The organism is Pseudomonas sp. Marseille-Q5115 (genome assembly GCF_916618905.1).
GTDB classification, from domain to species: domain Bacteria; phylum Pseudomonadota; class Gammaproteobacteria; order Pseudomonadales; family Pseudomonadaceae; genus Aquipseudomonas; species Aquipseudomonas japonica_A.
On record NZ_CAKAKI010000001.1, the window covers coordinates 3,499,068 to 3,518,187 of the forward strand.

17 protein-coding genes and 2 tRNA genes are annotated in these 19,120 nt (G+C 61.9%); 13 read left to right on the forward strand and 6 right to left on the reverse strand.

Annotation, left to right across the window (positions count from 1 at the left end; all coding sequences use genetic code 11):
* The first annotated feature begins 96 nt into the window (after positions 1–96).
* Positions 97–1,812: a proline--tRNA ligase gene (locus LG385_RS16010; protein ID WP_225775078.1), complete on the forward strand. Its 1,716-nt coding sequence runs from the start codon at positions 97–99 to the stop codon at positions 1,810–1,812.
* A gap of 17 nt (positions 1,813–1,829) precedes the next feature.
* On the forward strand, positions 1,830–2,768 hold the full coding sequence (locus tag LG385_RS16015) for a hypothetical protein (RefSeq protein ID WP_225775079.1): 939 nt from the start codon (positions 1,830–1,832) through the stop codon (positions 2,766–2,768).
* A 75-nt stretch (positions 2,769–2,843) separates the two neighbouring features.
* On the opposite strand, the gene dinB is transcribed toward LG385_RS16015, so the two are convergent.
* Positions 2,844–3,905, reverse strand: coding sequence for a DNA polymerase IV (dinB, locus tag LG385_RS16020; protein WP_225775080.1), 1,062 nt, complete (start codon positions 3,903–3,905; stop codon positions 2,844–2,846).
* 173 nt (positions 3,906–4,078) lie between these two features.
* Here dinB and LG385_RS16025 point away from each other — a divergent pair.
* The 4 genes from LG385_RS16025 (at position 4,079) to LG385_RS16040 (ending at position 8,528) form a co-directional block, all read left to right on the forward strand.
* Positions 4,079–4,155 (forward strand) — tRNA-Met (locus LG385_RS16025).
* Between the two features lie 162 nt (positions 4,156–4,317).
* Positions 4,318–4,394 (forward strand) — tRNA-Met (locus tag LG385_RS16030).
* Positions 4,395–4,611: 217 nt separating this feature from the next.
* Positions 4,612–7,254, forward strand: a complete 2,643-nt coding sequence (gene mprF, locus LG385_RS16035; protein ID WP_413247329.1) for a bifunctional lysylphosphatidylglycerol flippase/synthetase MprF — start codon at positions 4,612–4,614, stop codon at positions 7,252–7,254.
* On the forward strand, positions 7,254–8,528 hold the full coding sequence (locus LG385_RS16040; RefSeq protein WP_225775082.1) for a virulence factor family protein: 1,275 nt from the start codon (positions 7,254–7,256) through the stop codon (positions 8,526–8,528). The genes mprF and LG385_RS16040 overlap by 1 nt, the downstream gene beginning before the upstream one ends.
* A gap of 61 nt (positions 8,529–8,589) precedes the next feature.
* On the opposite strand, the gene LG385_RS16045 is transcribed toward LG385_RS16040, so the two are convergent.
* On the reverse strand, positions 8,590–10,431 hold the full coding sequence (locus LG385_RS16045) for a potassium transporter Kup (RefSeq protein ID WP_413247385.1): 1,842 nt from the start codon (positions 10,429–10,431) through the stop codon (positions 8,590–8,592).
* A 300-nt stretch (positions 10,432–10,731) separates the two neighbouring features.
* On the opposite strand from LG385_RS16045, the gene rimO reads away from it, so the two are divergent.
* From rimO to tsaA, 4 genes are all read left to right on the forward strand, one after another.
* Complete coding sequence (gene rimO, locus LG385_RS16050; RefSeq protein ID WP_225775084.1) at positions 10,732–12,069, forward strand: 30S ribosomal protein S12 methylthiotransferase RimO; 1,338 nt, start codon at positions 10,732–10,734, stop codon at positions 12,067–12,069.
* Between the two features lie 66 nt (positions 12,070–12,135).
* Positions 12,136–12,603 carry a GNAT family N-acetyltransferase gene (locus tag LG385_RS16055; protein ID WP_225775085.1) on the forward strand — a complete coding sequence of 156 codons (468 nt, stop codon included), beginning with the start codon at positions 12,136–12,138 and terminating at the stop codon, positions 12,601–12,603.
* Positions 12,604–12,665: 62 nt separating this feature from the next.
* On the forward strand, positions 12,666–13,127 hold the full coding sequence (locus LG385_RS16060) for a DUF1456 family protein (protein WP_225775086.1): 462 nt from the start codon (positions 12,666–12,668) through the stop codon (positions 13,125–13,127).
* A gap of 1 nt (position 13,128) precedes the next feature.
* Positions 13,129–13,824 carry a tRNA (N6-threonylcarbamoyladenosine(37)-N6)-methyltransferase TrmO gene (gene tsaA, locus LG385_RS16065; protein ID WP_225775087.1) on the forward strand — a complete coding sequence of 232 codons (696 nt, stop codon included), beginning with the start codon at positions 13,129–13,131 and terminating at the stop codon, positions 13,822–13,824.
* Positions 13,825–13,873: 49 nt separating this feature from the next.
* Here tsaA and fpr read toward each other — a convergent pair whose 3' ends face one another.
* Positions 13,874–14,653, reverse strand: a complete 780-nt coding sequence (fpr, locus tag LG385_RS16070; protein ID WP_181117231.1) for a ferredoxin-NADP reductase — start codon at positions 14,651–14,653, stop codon at positions 13,874–13,876.
* 150 nt (positions 14,654–14,803) lie between these two features.
* Between fpr and LG385_RS16075 the strand changes: the two genes are divergently transcribed.
* Positions 14,804–15,730 (forward strand): LysR family transcriptional regulator, encoded by a 927-nt coding sequence (locus tag LG385_RS16075; protein ID WP_225775088.1) that lies wholly within the window; start codon positions 14,804–14,806, stop codon positions 15,728–15,730.
* On the opposite strand, the gene LG385_RS16080 is transcribed toward LG385_RS16075, so the two are convergent.
* Together LG385_RS16080 and erdR are read right to left on the reverse strand one after the other, a co-directional pair.
* Positions 15,727–16,089 carry a diacylglycerol kinase gene (locus LG385_RS16080; RefSeq protein ID WP_225775089.1) on the reverse strand — a complete coding sequence of 121 codons (363 nt, stop codon included), beginning with the start codon at positions 16,087–16,089 and terminating at the stop codon, positions 15,727–15,729. The genes LG385_RS16075 and LG385_RS16080 overlap by 4 nt on opposite strands.
* Before the next feature lie 68 nt (positions 16,090–16,157).
* Positions 16,158–16,808: a response regulator transcription factor ErdR gene (gene erdR / locus LG385_RS16085; RefSeq protein WP_225775090.1), complete on the reverse strand. Its 651-nt coding sequence runs from the start codon at positions 16,806–16,808 to the stop codon at positions 16,158–16,160.
* A 166-nt stretch (positions 16,809–16,974) separates the two neighbouring features.
* Between erdR and LG385_RS16090 the strand changes: the two genes are divergently transcribed.
* Positions 16,975–17,859, forward strand: a complete 885-nt coding sequence (locus tag LG385_RS16090) for a DMT family transporter (protein ID WP_225775091.1) — start codon at positions 16,975–16,977, stop codon at positions 17,857–17,859.
* Here LG385_RS16090 and LG385_RS16095 read toward each other — a convergent pair.
* Entirely contained in the window at positions 17,778–18,545 is a 768-nt protein-coding gene (locus tag LG385_RS16095; RefSeq protein ID WP_225775092.1) for a tRNA-uridine aminocarboxypropyltransferase, read from the reverse strand. The genes LG385_RS16090 and LG385_RS16095 overlap by 82 nt on opposite strands.
* 162 nt (positions 18,546–18,707) lie before the next feature.
* On the opposite strand from LG385_RS16095, the gene LG385_RS16100 reads away from it, so the two are divergent.
* A complete protein-coding gene (locus LG385_RS16100; protein ID WP_181117225.1) occupies positions 18,708–19,118 on the forward strand; it encodes a quorum-sensing-regulated virulence factor family protein in 411 nt (136 codons plus the stop codon).
* Positions 19,119–19,120 lie beyond the last annotated feature (2 nt).

The window sequence follows — 19,120 nt, forward strand, 5'->3', positions numbered from 1 at the left end:
TCGAAAAGCCCGGCCCAGCGCCGGGCTTTTCATTGGCGGCGCTTGCTCCGTACAATGCCCAGCTCTATCTGAATTCAGCAACCGACACGGCCTACCATGCGCACCAGTCAATTCCTGCTCGCCACACTGAAAGAAACCCCGTCCGACGCGGTGGTCATCAGCCATCAGCTGATGCTGCGCGCGGGGATGATTCGCAAGCTCGCCTCCGGCCTGTACACCTGGCTGCCGATGGGCCTGCGGGTGATGCGCAAGGTGGAAGCCATCGTGCGCGAGGAAATGAACGCCGCCGGCGCCCTGGAAGTGCTGATGCCCGGCATCCAGCCTGCAGAACTGTGGCAGGAATCCGGCCGCTGGGAGCAATACGGCCCCGAGTTGCTGCGCCTCAAGGACCGGCACGCCCGGGATTTCTGCGCGGGCCCCACCCACGAAGAAGTGATTACCGACATCGCGCGCAACGAGCTGAACAGCTATAAACAGTTGCCGATCAATCTGTACCAGATCCAGACCAAATTCCGCGATGAAATCCGCCCGCGCTTCGGCCTGATGCGCGGCCGCGAATTCATCATGAAGGACGCCTACTCCTTCCATGCCGACCAGGCTTCCTTGCAGGAAACCTACGACCGCATGCATCAGGCGTACTGCAATATCTTCTCCCGGCTGGGCCTGAACTTCCGCCCCGTCGAAGCCGACAACGGCTCCATTGGCGGCGCCGGCTCCCATGAGTTCCATGTGCTGGCCTCGTCGGGTGAAGACGACATCGTGTTCAGCAACGGCTCGGACTACGCCGCCAACATCGAGAAGGCCGAAGCGCTGCCGCGGGAAACCGCCCGCGCCGCCGCCTCCGAGGCGTTGCGCCTAGTGGACACGCCGGATACCAAGACGATCGCTGCACTGGTGGAAGGCTTCGACCTGCCCATCGAAAAAACCGTCAAGACGCTGGTGGTGCATGCCGCCGAAGCTGGCAAACTGATTGCTCTGGTCGTTCGCGGCGATCATGAGCTGAACGAAATCAAGGCTGCCAACCATCCGCTGGTGGCCAGCCCGCTGGTAATGGCCGGTGAGGCCGAGCTGCGCGAGGCCATTGGTGCCGGCGCAGGCTCGCTGGGCCCGCTGAACCTGCCGCTGCCCTGCATCATCGACCGCTCCGTGGCCATGATGAGCGACTTCGCCGTGGGCGCGAACATCGACGACAAGCACTACTTCGGCGTGAACTGGGAGCGTGACCTGCCGCTGCCGGAAGTCGCCGACCTGCGCAATGTGGTCGAGGGCGACCCTAGCCCGGACGGCAAGGGCACCCTGGAGATCAAGCGCGGTATCGAAGTGGGCCATATCTTCCAGCTGGGCACCAAGTACAGCGAGGCGATGAAAGCCCAGGTACTGGGCGAGAACGGCAAGCCGGTGACCATGACCATGGGCTGCTACGGCATTGGCGTTTCCCGCGTGGTGGCCGCAGCCATCGAGCAGAATCACGACGCCAACGGGATCATCTGGAGCGATACCCTCGCCCCCTTCCAGGTGGCCCTGGTACCGCTGCGTTACGAGACCGAGCAGGTGCGCGAAGCAACCGACACGCTTTACCGCGAGCTCACCGCCGCTGGTATCGAAGTATTGCTGGATGATCGCGACAAGAAAACCAGCCCGGGGATCAAGTTTGCCGACATGGAACTCATTGGCATCCCTCACCGCATCGTCATCAGCGATCGCTCCCTGGCCGACGGCAAGCTGGAGTACAAGCAGCGGACCGAAAGCGACGTCCAGAGCCTTGATGTGACCGAAGTGCTGCCGTTCCTGCGGGCACGCCTGGGCCGTTGATCACCGAGTAAGCGTTCATGTCTACACGAAGTTTTTCCTGGCCCGGTGTCGCCGCCTTGTGCGGCGCCTGCCTTCTGGCCGGATGCGCGAACCAGATGTCCCAGCGCAGCGAGCATGAGGCACGTACCGAGCGCAAACCCATCGAGCATCACCTCTCGGTGGACATTGGCGAGCCGTTGATGGACCAGCCCCAGCGTCGGGTTCGGGTAATGGAGCAGGCCACGTTCGAGGCAACGGATTTCGACGTAACCCGCCGTTATGACCGTTACACGCCGTATCAAGCCTGGCGGGAGTTCTATGAGGTTCCGTTGGGCGCGGTGGCGATCGTTGGTGGTGTGGCGGCCAATGCGCTCAACGTGGTGCTGCTTGGCCGGCTGCCGGAAAACGTCACGCATGGCTGGATCAACTACGGCTTTGCCGGGATCAACCCGTTCATGAACGCGCAGTCCAACGGCCGTGCGGAGCAGAACCTGGCCGCGATCGACGAGGTGCAGGGTGACAAGCGACAGGAAGTGACCTTGGAGCCTTGGGCTGAAAAGCCCGTTGAAGTCACCGCTGGGCCGGAAGTTTATGCCCTGAACACGGACCGCAAGGGCTACCTGCGCCTGAACCTGCTGGATGCGCCATTCGCCGACCAGGAGTTGCAACATGTGGATCGGCTGGTGCTGACGGCCAGGGACGATGACGGCACCTCACGCGCCACGGCCACGCTGCAACTGGCCCTCACCCTGCGAACCCGAGTCACCGAAGCTCACAAGCTCATCTATGACGACCTCGAGGACGACGAGGTAAGCCAGTGGGTGTACCGGGTAAAACGGCTGTCGCAGCTGGGCTTCGAGGACGAGGCCAATGAACTGCAACAAAGCTTGCTGGAACTCACCCACAACGATCCGGAATTGCAGCGTGATTTCATCAAGGTTTTGGCCAAGGATGCGGGCCGCAAGGTAGACCAGTAACCCGGTAGCGTCGGGTTTACGAATTCCGCTGGCACCCGCTCCCGCCCCTTACAGAGGCGGGAGCGCTGCCCACACCTATTCCCCAAACAATTCCAACTGGGTAAGCGCACCGCGCAAGTCGTGCAACCGCACCCCTATGCCGAGCAAACGCACGGGCTTGTTTCCGCGGGCATAGGCCTGGGTCAACAAGCTGCGATAGCTGTTCAGGTCCCGCGCGGCGTTGGCCTGTTCGAGGGTTGTCTGAGTGAAGTCGTGAAACTTCACCTTGACGAAGGGCTTTCCCAATCGGTAGCTGTCATCGATCCTTTGCAGGCGGCCAGCGAGCGTTTCCATCAGCTCGGGCAGTTTATCCAGACAGGCATCCAGCCCCGGAAGGTCATGGTCGTAGGTGTTCTCTACACTCACCGACTGCCGCCGGCTATCTACGTGCACGGGGCGCTCATCGATACCCCGCGCCAGTTGATACAACCGCTCCCCAAAACCTCCAAACTCCCGGATCAGGTTCAGCCGTGACCACTCCAGGAGGTCGGCGCAACGTTCTATGCCCAGGCGTACAAGCTTTTCTGCCGTGACCTTGCCTACTCCGTGCAGTTTGGCCACAGGCAGGTCGGCGATGAAAGCGTCAACTTCGGCTGGGGTGATGACGAACAGCCCATTGGGTTTGCGCCAGTCGCTGGCAATCTTGGCAAGAAACTTGTTTGGCGCCACTCCCGCTGACACGGTGATATGCAAGCGCCGGGCGACATCCTGGCGAATGGCCTGAGCAATGCGCGTTGCGCTGCCACTGAAATGCGGCGATTCGGTAACATCCAGGTAGGCCTCATCCAGCGAAAGCGGCTCGATCAGGTCGGTGTACTGTTGGAAAATCGCGTGAATTTCCCGGGAGGCTTCTTTATAGGCATCGAAACGAGGCCTCACGATAGTGAGGTCAGGGCACAACTTCAGCGCATGCCGGGAGGACATGGCCGAACGCACGCCATAGGCACGCGCTTCATAGTTACAGGTGGCAATCACGCCCCGCCGATCGGCGGAGCCGCCCACGGCCAGAGGCTTGCCCGCCAGCTGGGGATCGTCGCGCATTTCGATCGCGGCGTAAAAGCAGTCGCAGTCGATATGAAGTATTTTCCGCTGTGCCATCACTGATCGAAATCGTTTGATACAGGTGAATGAATATACAGTGTTTTCGAACGGCTCGCCTGCCCCGCTGCGTCGCTGCGCATCAATCAAACGCTAAACATTTGACCCAAAAGCAGTTTTTCGTCGATAACGGTTGACATTCGCAGCGGCAAGCGTAGAATCCACCCCACAGACGCGGGATGGAGCAGTCTGGTAGCTCGTCGGGCTCATAACCCGAAGGTCGTCGGTTCAAATCCGGCTCCCGCAACCAAATACGAAAGGCCACTTGAAAAAGTGGCCTTTTTTATTGCGCCTGAATCAATGCCGAGCCGCGCCTGCGGAGCGCGGGTGCGGTGCGAACCAATGCGCAAAGGTCTTGAAGCAGATTCATGTTGACTTCCTGCCAAACGCCCCTATAATGCGCAACCACAGACGCGGGATGGAGCAGTCTGGTAGCTCGTCGGGCTCATAACCCGAAGGTCGTCGGTTCAAATCCGGCTCCCGCAACCAATTAAAGAAAGGCCACTTGAAAAAGTGGCCTTTTTTTTTGCCTGTGCCAACCTTGGTGCTGTCTGACCCTACCACTGTGGGCATGAACTTCCCTCCCGCCGGAAAGGTCTGGTCGAAGAGCGGGCAGGTCTAGAAATTCGCAAAAATTTCATTTTGTAGGGATTGGTAAGTTGTTCAGATACCTCCATCCTGTCGCGCTCAATAGGCGAGGTCATTGATGCGCCCCGAAATGCCTGAAGTAAACGACACCCCAACTTCTCCAGAACCTCTACCCCGCGGCCGTCTACGGTGGCTGGAACTGCTGAGCCAATACCGCCAGCCTTTGGGGATCGGGCTTACCCTGGTCATGTTTGCCATCGCGTTGATCGCCTGCCGGCGAATGCTTCGCGACCTGGACATCTATGCACTCCACGATTCGGTAGCGGCAACGCCGAGCTCCGCGCTGCTGGCCGCGCTAGGGTTCACCGTTGCCGGGTTTGTAGTGCTGCTGGGCTATGAATGGTCTGCATCGCGGTACGCTGGCGCCGCCCTGCCCCCCCGCGCCCTGGCGACAGGCGGGTTCACGGCGTTCGCGATCGGCAATGCGGTCGGGCTGTCGCTGCTGTCTGGTGGATCGGTCCGGTACCGCTTGTATTCAAGACTGGGTGTAGGCCCGGCAGAAGTAGCACGCATGACGCTTTTCGCCAGCCTCTCGCTGGGCTGCGCACTGCCCCCCTTGGCGGCGCTTGCTTGCCTTAGTGACCTGTCGGCTGCTTCCACTGCCCTGCGCCTGCCACCCGCACTGCTCGGGGCTATCGCCGCAGCGGTGTTGCTGCTCACGGCGGGGCTGGCGGTAGGTGTATACCGTCGGCGCGCGCCCGTGCAGCCGTTCCCGCACAACCTGATCGTTCGTGCCGGGCGCAGCACCCTGCGGCTACCATCACTGCGGCTGTGCCTGCTGCAACTGGTGATCACAGCCCTGGATGTCGCGATCGCCGCGGCCGTGCTTTATAGCCTGCTGCCCGAGGCGCCGCCGTTCGGTGCTTTCCTGCTGGTCTACCTGCTGGCACTGGCTGCGGGGGTGCTCAGCCATGTACCCGGTGGTGTAGGCGTTTTCGAAGCCATCCTGCTGGCCGCCTTTGCCAACCAATTGGGCGCCGCTCCCCTGGCCGCGGCCCTGCTCCTCTATCGGCTCATTTATGTAATGCTGCCGTTTCTGGTTGCCTGCCTGTGGTTGCTGGCCACAGAGGCCCGCCGCCTGCTGTTCGCGCGCAATGCCATCCGGGCGGCTTCGGGGCTGGCCGCGCCCATTCTGGCGGTGTTGGTGTTCCTGTCAGGCATGGTGCTGCTGTTTTCGGGCGCCACCCCGGAGATCGACACCCGGCTGCGCCACATGGGCTTCTTGATCCCGCACCGGCTGATCGACGCCTCGCACTTCGCGGCAAGCCTGATCGGCGTGCTTTGCCTGCTGCTGGCGCAAGGCTTGCGCCGCCGCCTGTCCGCTGCCTGGATGTTGACCGTGATCCTCCTGCTGGTAGGCGCCCTGTTGTCGCTGCTCAAGGGCTTCGACTGGGAAGAGGCCAGCGTACTCACGCTCACCGCCTGCCTGCTGGCAGTGTTCCGTCGCTCGTTCTACCGGCCCAGCCGTTTGATGGAGCTGCCGCTGTCCCCGTTCTACCTCATGGCCGCTGCCTGTGTGGTTGGCGCCTCGATCTGGCTGCTGTTCTTCGCCTATCAGGATGTGCCCTATAACAACCGCCTGTGGTGGCAGTTCACTCTGGATGCCGATGCCCCCCGCGGCTTGCGCTCGGCATTGGGCAGCGCTGTGCTGCTGGTGGTAGTGGTACTCACCTGGCTGCTGCGCACCGCGCGGCCAGTGATTCACCTGCCCGGCCGAGATGAATTGGAGCGGGCGCACAAGATCCTCATGGCCTCGCATCAACCCGACGGGGGCCTTGCGCTTACCGGCGACAAGGCGTTGCTGTTCCACCCCAACGACAAGGCATTCCTGATGTACGCCCGTCGTGGCCGCAGCCTGGTGGCGTTGTACGATCCGATCGGGCCGACCCAGCCCCGGGCCGAGATGATCTGGCAGTTCCGCGACCTGTGCGATTTCCACCATGCGCGCCCGGTGTTCTATCAGGTCCGCGCCGAGAACCTGCCCTTCTACATGGACATCGGCCTTACCGCCATCAAACTGGGCGAGGAAGCCCGCGTGGACCTGCGCCGGTTCGATCTCGAAGCCAAGGGCAAGGAGATGAAAGACCTGCGCTACACCTGGAACCGGGGCACGCGCGATGGCTTGAGCATGGAAATCTACGAGCCTGGTACCGCGCCGCTCGATGAACTGAAAGTTATCTCCGACGCCTGGTTATCAGGTAAAAATGTACGCGAGAAAGGGTTTTCCCTTGGCCGCTTCAGCCCGGACTACCTCAAGCATTTCCGTATCGTGATCATCCACTTCCAGGGCCGGCCGGTGGCGTTCGCCAACCTGCTGGAAACCAACAGCCACGAACTGGCCAGCCTGGACCTGATGCGCTCACATCCGGAAGCGCCGAAGCTGACCATGGAGTTCATGATGGTGGGGCTGATCCAGCACTACAAACAGCTGGGTTACGGCCGTTTCAGCCTGGGCATGGTGCCGCTGTCCGGCTTGCAGCCGCGGCGTGGTGCGCCCCTCACGCAGCGCCTGGGCTCGATGGTGTTCCGCCGGGGCGAACAGTTGTACAACTTCCAGGGGCTTCGCCGGTTCAAGGACAAGTTTCAGCCTGACTGGGAACCTCGTTACATGGCCGTACCCGCGGGGCTGGATCCGCTCGTGGCGCTGGCTGACACCGCCGCCCTTATCGCGGGCGGCCTGACTGGATTGGTGAAACGCTGATGATTCGACGTTACTGGCGCCCCGCGCTGTTTGCGCTGTTGATCGTGATCGTAGTAGCAGCCGTGGCTTTCTGGTGGGTGAACCGTCCGGTGCCACCTGCAACGGCAGAGCCTGTAAAACTCAGTGACGGCAGCGAAGCGACTTTGGTAACCCCAGGCCAGCGCGCGAAAAGCGTGATGGCAGTGGCGGTGCCGGCCGACCAGGTACTCACCGAGCGGCAGCTGACTGACCTTAGCCGCACGGGCGCGGCGCGCATCATTCAGGTGGTTCTGCCCAAGGAGGACTGTGTCGCCCAGCAGGCCGCCTTCGATGCCGCGCTCAAGCAGTTGAAGGCCGCTCCCGACGTTGTCGGTGGCATTGGCCCCGGTGCCTCGCTCGCCTGGCGCTGGCTTGCCACCCAAGGCAACGACAAGGCCCGCGCAGTGTCGGTGGACTTCACCGTCGAGCAGCCCAATTGCAAAGCGGACGTGCCGAAAAAAGCCGACCACGGCAGCTGGTCCGTTGCCTGGAATGACTGGCCGGACGATGTGAGCGCTACCTTCGTACGCGGCCAGGCGAACGCCCAGAACAGCATCAGCGACTACGACGTGAAGCTCCCGCAACTGCTCAAGACGCAGTTGACCCAAGCGGTGATGGGGGAAAACGACAAAGGCCTCAAAATGCCCGTGGTCGAAGTGCCGTCGAACAAACCTAATGACACCGTAACCTTCTTCCTGTCAGGTGACGGCGGCTGGCGCGACCTGGACAAGGACGTGGCCGAGGATATGGCCAAATCCGGCTACCCCGTGGTGGGCATCGACACGCTTCGCTATTACTGGCAGCACAAGTCGCCGGAAGAAAGCGCCGAGGACCTGGTAGAGCTGATGCAGTACTACCGGCAGAAATGGGGCGCCAAGCACTTCGTGCTGGCGGGCTATTCCTTCGGCGCGGACGTACTGCCGGCCATCTACAACCGCTTGCCCGCCGAGGAACAGGCCAGGGTAAGCAGCATGATCCTGCTGGCATTCGCCCGCAGCGGCAGCTTTGAAATCCAGGTGGAAGGCTGGCTGGGCCAGGAAGGCAAGGAAGCGCCTACCGGCGTGGAACTGGCCAAGGTGCCAGGTGCGAAGGTGCTGTGCGTGTATGGGGCCGAGGAAGCCGACGAAAGCGGCTGTACCGAAGCCACCGACACCGGCGAGAAGCTCCAGCTGCCCGGGGGCCATCACTTCGATGAAAACTACCCGGCCCTGGCGCAGCGCCTGATTCAAGCGATCGACAAGCGCAACGCTCAATAAAGAAGAGCGCCCCCCCGGGCTTTACCGCCCGGGAACCGCGCCCCGATGAACAGCCGGCTTGCTACATCTCTACCTGCGTACCCAGTTCGATCACCCGGTTCAGCGGTAGCCTGAAGAAGCGCAGATTGCCGTTGGCATTCTTGAGCATGAAAGCGAACAACCCTTCCCGCCAGCGAGCCATGCCCGGCAGGCGGGAGGGAATGACGGTTTCCCGGCTAAGGAAGAAGGTGGTGCGCATCGGGCTGAAATCCAGGTCCTCGAGATGGCACAGCGCGAGCGCCGCCGGCACGTCGGGCTCGTCCATGAAGCCGTAATGCAAGATCACCCGGTAAAAGCCTTCGCCAAATGCCTCTACCTCTACCCGTTCCTGCGTCGGCACGCGCGGCTGATCCTCGCTGAGTACCGTAAGCAGCACGATCTGCTCGTGCAGTACCTGGTTGTGCAGCATGTTGTGGAGCAAAGCGTGGGGTACGGCGTCCTGTCGGGCAGTAAGGAACACCGCCGTGCCCTGAACGCGGTGCGGCGGCTGCACGCGGATGCTGCCAATGAAGATAGGCAGTGGCAGGCTGCCTTCGTCCAGGCGCTCGACCAGCAGCTGTTTTCCGCGCTTCCATGTGGTCATCAGGATAAACAACGCAGCACCTGCCAGCACAGGGAAGGCGCCGCCTTGGACCACCTTTGGCACGTTCGCGGCAAAGAACAGCATGTCCACCATCAGGAAGCTGCATAGCAGTGGCACAGCCACTACCACAGGCCACTTCCACAACCGCAGGATCACCGCCGACAGCAATACCGTGGTGCACAGCATGGTACCGGTCACCGCTACGCCGTAGGCTGAGGCCAGCGCACTCGACGACTCGAAGCCCAGCACCAGCAGGATCACGCCCACCATCAGCATCCAGTTGACGGCGCTGATATAGATCTGCCCCTGCTCGCTGCTGGAGGTGTGCTGGATGTGCATGCGCGGGATATAGCCTAGCTGGATGGCCTGGTGCGTGAGCGAGAACGCACCGGAAATCACCGCCTGGGACGCAATTACGGTGGCCATGGTGGAAAGCACCACCAGCGGAATCAGGGCCCAGCTCGGCGCCAGCAGGAAGAACGGGTTACGCGCCGCTTCGGGGTTTTCCAGCAACAGGCCACCCTGGCCAAAGTAATTGAGCACCAGCGCCGGCAGGATAAGGGCAAACCAGGCACGGGCAATGGGCTTGCGCCCGAAGTGGCCCATGTCGGCATACAGTGCCTCTGCCCCGGTCAATGCCAACACCACGGCACCCAACACTGCGATGCTGATGCCCGGGTGGCTGGCGAAGAAACGCACCATCCAGATCGGGTTGATGGCGTGGAGTACTTCGGGGTGATGGGAAATACCCAGCACGCCGAGCGCGGCCAGCACCACGAACCAGCACACCATAATCGGCCCGAACAACTTGCCGATACGGGCGGTGCCGTGTTTTTGCAGGATAAACAGGCCGATCAGGATAACCAGCGCCACCGGGATCACCCAGTGCTCAACCCCGTCGAACGCCAGCTCGAGGCCCTCGACCGCGGACAATACCGACACCGCCGGGGTAATCATGCTGTCGCCGTAGAACAGGGCAGCGCCCACCAGGCCGAACGCTACCATTACGGAACTTACCCGGGGGTGGCCGGCCACAGCGCGGCGTGCCAAGGACAGCAATGCCATGGTGCCCCCTTCGCCTTGGTTGTCAGCGCGCAGCACGAACAGTACGTACTTGATCGACACCACCCAGATGAGCGCCCAGAAAATGAGCGACAGCACGCCAAGCACTCCCTCGTGGGTGACGGTGACCCCATACCCGCCCATGAACACTTCCTTGAGGGTGTACAATGGGCTGGTACCGATGTCGCCATAGACCACGCCCACTGCCGCGACCAGCATGCTCAGCGGCTTCGCCGCGGCATGGCCGCCCTCTGCCTCATTGCTTGCCTGAACCATCCACTTCTCCTGCTACCCTTGATCCCGGCTTCGAGCGCCGAGCGGTGTTTTTGTTTCGTGCCCGTTGCAGCGCGCAACCGGTGCCTCACGAGGGGGCGAAGCATAGCGCAGCGCTGGTCGTATTTCCCCCGTTTAACGCTGGCAATGAAGCGCGCGCATCGCTAGAATTGCGCACTTTTTGATCAGACGCGCCCAGCGCGCAACCGGGTGAACCCACGGCTTCGCCCCACACCGAGGTTAGTCATGTCTACTGTCACTCCGCCCGCCGCCAATCCAAAGGTCGGCTTCGTTTCTCTGGGCTGCCCCAAGGCCCTGGTCGATTCGGAGCGGATCCTGACCCAGCTGCGCATGGAAGGCTACGAGGTCGTCCCTACCTACCAGGATGCCGACGTGGTGGTGGTCAACACCTGTGGCTTTATTGACAGTGCCAAGGCCGAATCGCTCGAAGTGATCGGAGAGGCCATTGCCGAGAACGGCCGCGTGATCGTGACCGGCTGCATGGGCGTGGACGAAAGCGTTATCCGTGACGTGCACCCTAGCGTGCTCGCCGTGAGCGGCCCGCAGCAATACGAGCAGGTAGTGAACGCCGTACACCAGGTTGTGCCGCCACGCCAGGACCACAACCCGCTGATCGACCTGGTACCGCCGCAGGGCATCAAGCTCACGCCGCGCCACTACGCCTACCTGAAGATTTCCGAAGGCTGCAATCATAGCTGCAGTTTCTGCATCATTCCGTCCATGCGCGGCAAGCTGGTCAGCCGTCCGGTGGGCGATGTGCTGGATGAAGCCCAGCGGCTGGTGAAGGCGGGCGTGAAGGAACTGCTGATCATTTCCCAGGACACCAGCGCCTATGGCGTAGACGTGAAATACCGCACGGGGTTCTGGAATGGCCAGCCGGTGAAAACCCGCATGACCGAACTCTGCCAGGCGCTCAGCACCCTGGGCGTGTGGGTCCGCTTGCACTACGTGTACCCCTATCCGCATGTGGACGAACTGATCCCACTGATGGCAGCCGGCAAGATCCTGCCGTACCTGGACATCCCGTTCCAGCACGCCAGCCCCAAAGTGCTGAAGCTGATGAAACGCCCGGCCTTTGAAGACAAGACCCTGGCGCGCATCAAGAAGTGGCGCGAGCTGTGCCCGGAGCTGGTCATCCGTTCGACCTTCATCGTGGGCTTCCCGGGGGAAACCGAAGAAGACTTCGAGTACCTGCTGGAGTGGCTCACCGAGGCGCAGCTGGACCGCGTGGGTTGCTTCCAGTATTCCCCCGTGGAAGGCGCGCCAGCCAACGAACTGGCCGACGCCGTGCCGGATGACGTGAAACAGGACCGCTGGGATCGCTTCATGGCGCATCAGCAAGCGATCAGCGCAGCACGCCTGCAAACCCGCGTGGGCCGCGAGATCGAAGTATTGATCGACGAAGTGGACGAGCAAGGCGCCATTGGCCGGTGCTTCTACGACGCGCCGGAAATCGACGGCAATGTGTATGTAGAAGCCGATCGGCCGCTCAGCCCGGGTGACAAGGTAATGTGCCGAGTGACCGAGGCGGACGAATACGACCTGTGGGCAACCGCCCTCTGAGGTTGCAAGAAAACAACGCCCAGGCGGGCTATAGTGGTGCTGGCAAGTGTCAAGGAGACCTTAGCCATGCCAGCGCCCTTTTCCATCGGTACCCCGGGCCCCGGGGACTATCCCGAGCTGCTTCGCGTGTGGGAAGCCTCAGTGCGGGCTACTCATAGCTTCCTTCCGGACAACTATATCAACGAGTTGAAAGCGCTCATGCTCGAGCGCTACCTCGACCTGGTGATGTTGATCTGCATCCGTGATGGCAACAAACGAATAGCGGGCTTTGCCGGCGTTGCCGTGGGAAGGGTGGAAATGCTGTTCATCGACCCGCCCTATCGCGGGCGCGGGCTGGGCAAACGGTTGCTGTGGTACGCCATCGACCACCTCAATGCCGAGGCCCTGGATGTGAACGAGCAGAACGCCCAAGCCGTAGGGTTTTACTTGTGCCAAGGCTTTGAAGTGGTCGGCCGCAGCGAAGTGGATGGCATGGGCCAGCCGTATCCCCTGCTACACCTGCGCCTGGTTGCGCGCCCTGCCCGCTCGGCCTGAGCAGCAGGCGGCTGCGGCAGGTACACTATGCGCTTTTTACGCTCAGGGGCTTTTGACTACCCATGATTCACAACGATGTACTGCGCGGCCTGCGCTACATGCTCAATATCAGCGACGGCAAACTGGTCGATATCATCGCGCTGGGCGGCCTGGCCGTGCCGATCGAAGCGGTGCGCACCTACCTGAAGAAAGAAGACGAAGCGGGGTTCGTTCGCTGCCCGGACGCAGTGATGGGCCACTTCCTGGACGGCCTGGTGGTTCATCGGCGCGGCAAGGACGACAGCCGCCCACCGCAACCTGTGCAACTGCCGGTGACGAACAACGACATTCTGAAGAAGCTTCGTGTGGCCTTCGAGCTGCGCGAAGACGACATCCGTCAGATTTTCGAACGGGTCGATTTTCCCGTATCCAAGCCGGAGCTCAGTGCGCTGTTCCGCAAGGTTGGCCACGACAACTATCGCCCGTGCGGTGACCAGCTACTACGTAACTTCCTCAAGGGCCTCACGCTCCGGCTGCGCCCCTGACATGACCTACACAATGGCGCCCGTGGGTCATGTGCGGTCATGCTTCAAGGAAAAATTCGCTATCCCCAGGCAACCGGCACTGGCCAGCGCTGCCCGGGGCTGCCTGGAACTGCTGGCGCCCTACGACCGCGCAGAAGCAGTGCAGGGGCTGGAAGGTGTGAGCCACGTGTGGCTGCTGTTCGTGTTTCATCAGGCGCTGGAAGCACAGCCACGGTTGAAGGTCCGCCCCCCACGCCTGGGCGGCAACCGCAGCATTGGTGTGTTCGCCACCCGCGCGACGCATCGCCCTAACGGAATAGGCCAATCCGTGGTCAGGCTGGACCGGGTAGAGCCGGGAAGGCTGTGGCTATCCGGCATCGACCTGCTCGATGGCACGCCTGTTCTGGACATCAAGCCTTACGTTCCCTACGCCGACCAGGTGCCGGGCGCGGTAAATACCTTGGCCGACGCGCCGCCCCCAGGGGTGGCGGTGGAATGGAACGAGCAAGCGCTTGAACAGGCGAGCGCACACGGCCAGCGACTGGGAGAGCCCCTGGTAGCACTGATCGAACAATGCCTGGGGCAAGATCCCCGCCCTGCGTACCAGGTACCCGAGCCAAGCCGCCAATACGGGGTAAAACTATGGGACGTGGAAGTGCGCTGGCATTACCCTGACCTCCACACCATCAAGGTGCTGGAGGTTGTACCCCAGGCATGAAAAAGCCGCTCGGCCTCTACAGCGGAGCGGCTTTTTTACGGCAGCGGGCTTATTTCTCGACGAAGGCACGCTCGATCAGGTAGTCGCCCGGCTCGCGCATGCGCGGCGAAACGGCCAGGCCGAAGCTGTCGAGCACTGCGCTGGTTTCGTCCAGCATGCTCGGGCTACCGCAGATCATAGCGCGGTCGTCCTGCGGGTTGATCGGCGGCAGGCCGATATCGGCGAACAGCTTGCCGCTGCGCATCAGGTCGGTCAGGCGGCCCTGGTTGCGGAACGGTTCACGGGTAACGGTGGGGTAGTAGATCAGCTTGTCACGCACGCCCTCGCCGAAGAATTCGTTCTGCGGCAGGTGCTCGGTGATGAACTCGTGGTAAGCCACTTCGTTGGTGTAGCGCACGCCATGCACCAGGATCACCTTCTCGAAGCGCTCGTAGGTTTCCGGGTCCTGGATGACGCTCATGAACGGCGCCAGGCCGGTGCCTGTGCTAAGCAGGTACAGATGCTTGCCAGGCTTCAGATCGTCAAGCACCAGCGTACCGGTAGGCTTCTTGCTGATGATGACCTCATCGCCTTCCTTCAGGTGTTGCAGCTGGGACGTGAGCGGGCCGTCCGGCACCTTGATGCTGAAGAACTCCAGATGCTCTTCCCAGTTGGGGCTGGCGATGGAATACGCGCGCATCAGCGGGCGGCCGTTGGGTTGCTGCAGGCCGATCATCACGAACTGGCCGTTCTCGAAACGAAGGCCCGGGTCGCGGGTGCACTTGAAGCTGAACAGGGTATCGTTCCAGTGATGAACACTGAGCACGCGCTCGTGGTTGAAGTTGCTCATTGAAGAAAGGCTCCTGAAAACTCGGTACCCTGTCTGGCAGGTGCATGCCTGGCAGGCGCCGACACTGCGGCATGATTGCGCGGTATTCTAGGGCCCGCCACAATATCTGTTAAATGAATTATCAAGATATACCTAATCGGTTATATAGATATGCGATTCACACTTCGACAGCTACAGGTTTTCGTTGCCGTTGCGCAGCAGGAAAGCGTGTCTCGCGCGGCTTCACTGTTGGCCCTTTCGCAATCTGCGGCCAGCACCTCCATCACCGAGCTGGAGCGGCAATCGAGCTGCCAGCTGTTCGACCGCGCCGGCAAACGCCTGAGCCTGAACGCGCTCGGCCATCAACTTTTGCCCAAGGCCGTTGCGCTGCTTGACCAAGCCAAGGAAATCGAAGACCTGCTCAACGGCAAGTCCGGTTTCGGCTCGCTGGCTGTCGGTGCCACGCTCACCATCGGTAACTACCTGGCCACCCTGCTGATCGGCAGCTTCATGCAGCGCCACCCGGAAAGCCAGGTGAAACTGCACGTACACAATACCGCGCATATCGTGCAACAGGTGGCCCAGCATGAGCTGGACCTGGGCTTGATCGAAGGCGATTGCCATCATGGCGACATAGCGGTCCACCCATGGGTGGAAGACGAGCTCGCAGTGTTCTGCTCTCCTTCCCATCCACTGGCAGCCAAGGGCGAAGCGAGCCTGGACGAACTGGTGCAGGAAGCGTGGATTCTGCGTGAACAGGGCTCCGGCACTCGCCTTACGTTCGACCAAGCCATGCGTCACCACCGCTCGCTGCTCAACGTACGCCTGGAGCTGGAGCACACCGAAGCCATCAAACGTGCGGTGGAATCCGGGCTGGGTATTGGCTGCGTGTCCCGCCTGGCCCTTCGCGATGCGGTGCGGCGCGGTAGCCTGGTGTACATCGCCACGCCGGAGCTGGACCTGTCCCGGCAGTTCTTCTTTATCTGGCATAAACAGAAGTACCAGACCTGCGCAATGCGTGAATTTCTCGAGCTGTGCCGCACGTTCACGGCCGGCGTGCGCCGCAGTGACGAGATTGTGCTGCGCCCGGTGGCCTAGATCAGAATGATGCCCCACACCAGGGCAATAAGCGTGAGTGCCACGAATTGCGCGGCGCTGCCCATGTCTTTGGCGTTCTTGGACAGCGGGTGGCGCTCCAGCGAAATACGGTCAACGGTGGCTTCGATCGCCGAGTTCACCAACTCCACGATCAGCGCCAGCAGGCACGCGAGCACCAGCACAGCGTGTTCTACCCGGCTCACCGGTAGAAAAAAGCTCAATGGAATGAGCACTGCATTGAGCAAGACAAGCTGGCGGAACGCGGCTTCGCCAACGAAGGCGGCTTTTAGCCCGGCCATCGAATAACCGGCTGCGTTAACGATGCGTTTGAAGCCACTGTGGCCTTTGAAAGGAGACATGAACGGGCCCTACGTTTGCGGTGCTGCACCTTACCCGATCGGCCTGTCGGATGCAGCTACCGAAGCGGTCAACTACCGCCGACAGAGGCCAGCTGTTGGAGTAACAGCGCCGCCTGGGTTCGGGTACGCACACCAAGCTTGCGGAAGATCGCCGTGACATGGGCCTTGACGGTGGCTTCCGAAACGCTCAGCTCGAAGGCGATCTGCTTGTTCAACAGCCCCTCACACACCATGGTCAACACTCGGAACTGTTGCGGCGTGAGGCTGGCCAACCCCTCCCCTGCTTCGCGCGCCTGAGCGCTGACTTCCACGGGTTCGAAGGCTTGCGGTGGCCACCAGTCATCCCCCTCCAATACGGCGCGGACCGCAGCCTGGATCGTTTCCAGCGGGCTGGACTTGGGAATGAACCCGCTGGCGCCAAACTCCCTGGCGCGGACCACCACGGCGGGCTCGTCCTGGGCAGAAATCATCACTACGGGCACCTGTGGGTATTGCCCCCGCAGCAACACCAGGCCGGAAAACCCATAGGCCCCGGGCATGTTCAGGTCAAGCAGCACCAGGTCCCAGTCATCCTTCTGGGCAAGCCGGGCCTCGAGCTCAGCAATGCTTTCGGCTTCGGAAATCTTCGTCTCGGCCCCGGGGCCCAAGGTCAATGCCTGGCGCAAGGCACTGCGAAAGAGCGGATGGTCATCGGCGATGAGAATGTCGTGGCTGGCCATCAGCGGAGATCCTGTGTGAACGAGCGAGGTACGGCCAGGCGGCTATCACAGGCGTGACGATCTGCCGCAACCAAATCGGCGCCAAGCATGCCCAGACCGACAGGGGTGGTCAAGTTGCCTGCATTGGGGCACAGTTTCGCCCCCAGAATATTCATGGAGTGAATGAATGCACCGCCAAGCCCTGCGCGCCGACCTGTTGATGCTGCTTACCGCAATGATCTGGGGGTCTGGCTTCGTTGCGCAAACCGCCGGCATGGAGCATGTCGGGCCGTTCCTGTACACCGGGCTGCGCTTCGCCCTGGGTTCGCTCTGCCTGCTGCCCCTGCTGTACTGGCGCACCCGCCGCGCGCCTCAAGCGGCAACCCGAGGTCAGTGGGGCGCAGGCATCGCCATGGGCCTGGCGCTTGCGTTGGGCATCAACCTGCAGCAGTTCGGCCTGCAGTTCACCACCGTGACCAACGCCGGGTTCATTACGGGGTTGTATGTGATTGTAGTACCGGTAGTGGGCCTGTTTCTTGGCCACGCTACTGGCGCCGGCACCTGGCTGGGCGCTTGCCTGGCGGTGATCGGGATGTACCTGCTGAGCGTGAACGAGCATTTCGAAGTCGCCCCCGGCGACTGGCTACAGCTGGCAGGGGCCTTTGTATGGGCGGGGCACGTATTGCTGGTAGGGCATTTCGCCAGCCGCCACGACGTAATCCGGCTGGCGTTCATCCAGTTTGTGGTCTGCGCCCTGGTCAGCCTTGGGCTGGCCGTGGTGTTCGAGCCCTTCCACGCCCAGGCGATGGTAGATGCCATCCCCGCCGTTGCGTACGGAGGTATGGTCGCGGCCGCACTCGGCTACACCTTGCAGGTGATCGCCCAGCGGCACGCCATCACCTCTCATGCAGCGATCATTTTCTCGCTCGAAGCCGTGTTCGCAGCGATCGCCGCCACGCTGTTTTTAGGCGAGGTGCTGACGCCGCGGGGTTATCTCGGCTGCGCGGTGATGCTGGCCGGCATGCTGGTGGCGCAACTCTGGCCTTCACGCGCCAAGGCGGCGCTGGCCTGAGGGTCGGCAAGCTGCGGCCGGGGCAGGCCGCGCTTGGCCGCCAGGTAGTGGCTGCTGAACAGGTCGAGCCATGTGTCCAGGGCCTGCGCTGCGCCGGTTTCTCCGGCCAGCCCTAGGCACATGGCGGCGACCTCCGCCGTGCAGAAGTGATCGTCGCGCCTCGAACGGCGCAGGCGGTAACGGGATATTTCCTCGGGCGCCAGGCTCAACACGGGAAACCGATCCAGGTACGGGCTTTTGCGGAACATCTTGCGGGCTTCGGTCCAGGTAGCATCCAGGAGAATGAACAGGGGCCGCTTGCCGGACGACATCGCTACGGTGTTCACCACCCGGCTCGGTGGCTGTACGAACTCACCTGGAAACACCAGGTAAGGCTCGAAGCGGGGATCTTCGAGCAAGGCTAATAGTGCCGGGTCTACATGGGTTCGCTGCCAACCGAAGGCAAAGGTATCCCGAATCACGTCGGCAATCAGCCAGCCGGTATTGGTGGGCTTCAACGCCTCAACGTCGTGCATCAGCAGGCATACCGCCGCGTTACTGGATGCTTGAGGCTGTAACGCGCAGAGGCAATGGCTGGGAAGCACCCGGCACCGCGAGCAACGGGGGCTTTTAGAGCCTCTGGCAATGAAGGGCCGGGTACTGCGCGCCAGGCGCTCGGCGCGCAGGCGAAAAACGGCATGGGACATGAGACGGCCAGGCAGGGTAAAGCACGCATTCTACCACCCGGCCTGAGGGTACGGCGCTATCCGCAGCGGTTATACTCCCCACCGCCTGCCGTCCGGAACACGGGCGGGCGCAGCCGGTCCAACAGGCTCGCGCCGAAGGCGCCATCAGATCGAGGAGGTTTCATGCCACGCTTCACCATCGCTGTTTCCCTGCTTCTGGCGCTGCCCCTGGGCATCGCTCAGGCAGCTTCGCTACAAGACTATGAGCTGACCAAGACGCTCGAGAAAGTAGCCAAGGAAAGCAGTGTGGGCACACCGCGGGCAATCAACGAGGACATCCTCGACCAAGGCTACACCGTCAAGGGTAACGAGCTGATTGATCACCTGGCCGTGCGCCCCAGCCATGCGGCGAAAATGCGCGAGAACCCTCAAGAGGTTTACCTGCAGCTGGGCGCGAGCGTGTGCCGCAATGAGGGTTACCGGCAACTTATGGCGCGTGGAGCCGTGATGCGCTATGAATTTACTGAGAACAAGACGAAAAAACCTGTAGCTACGCACCGCTACACCGCCGCCGACTGCGGCATGAAACCCTGACC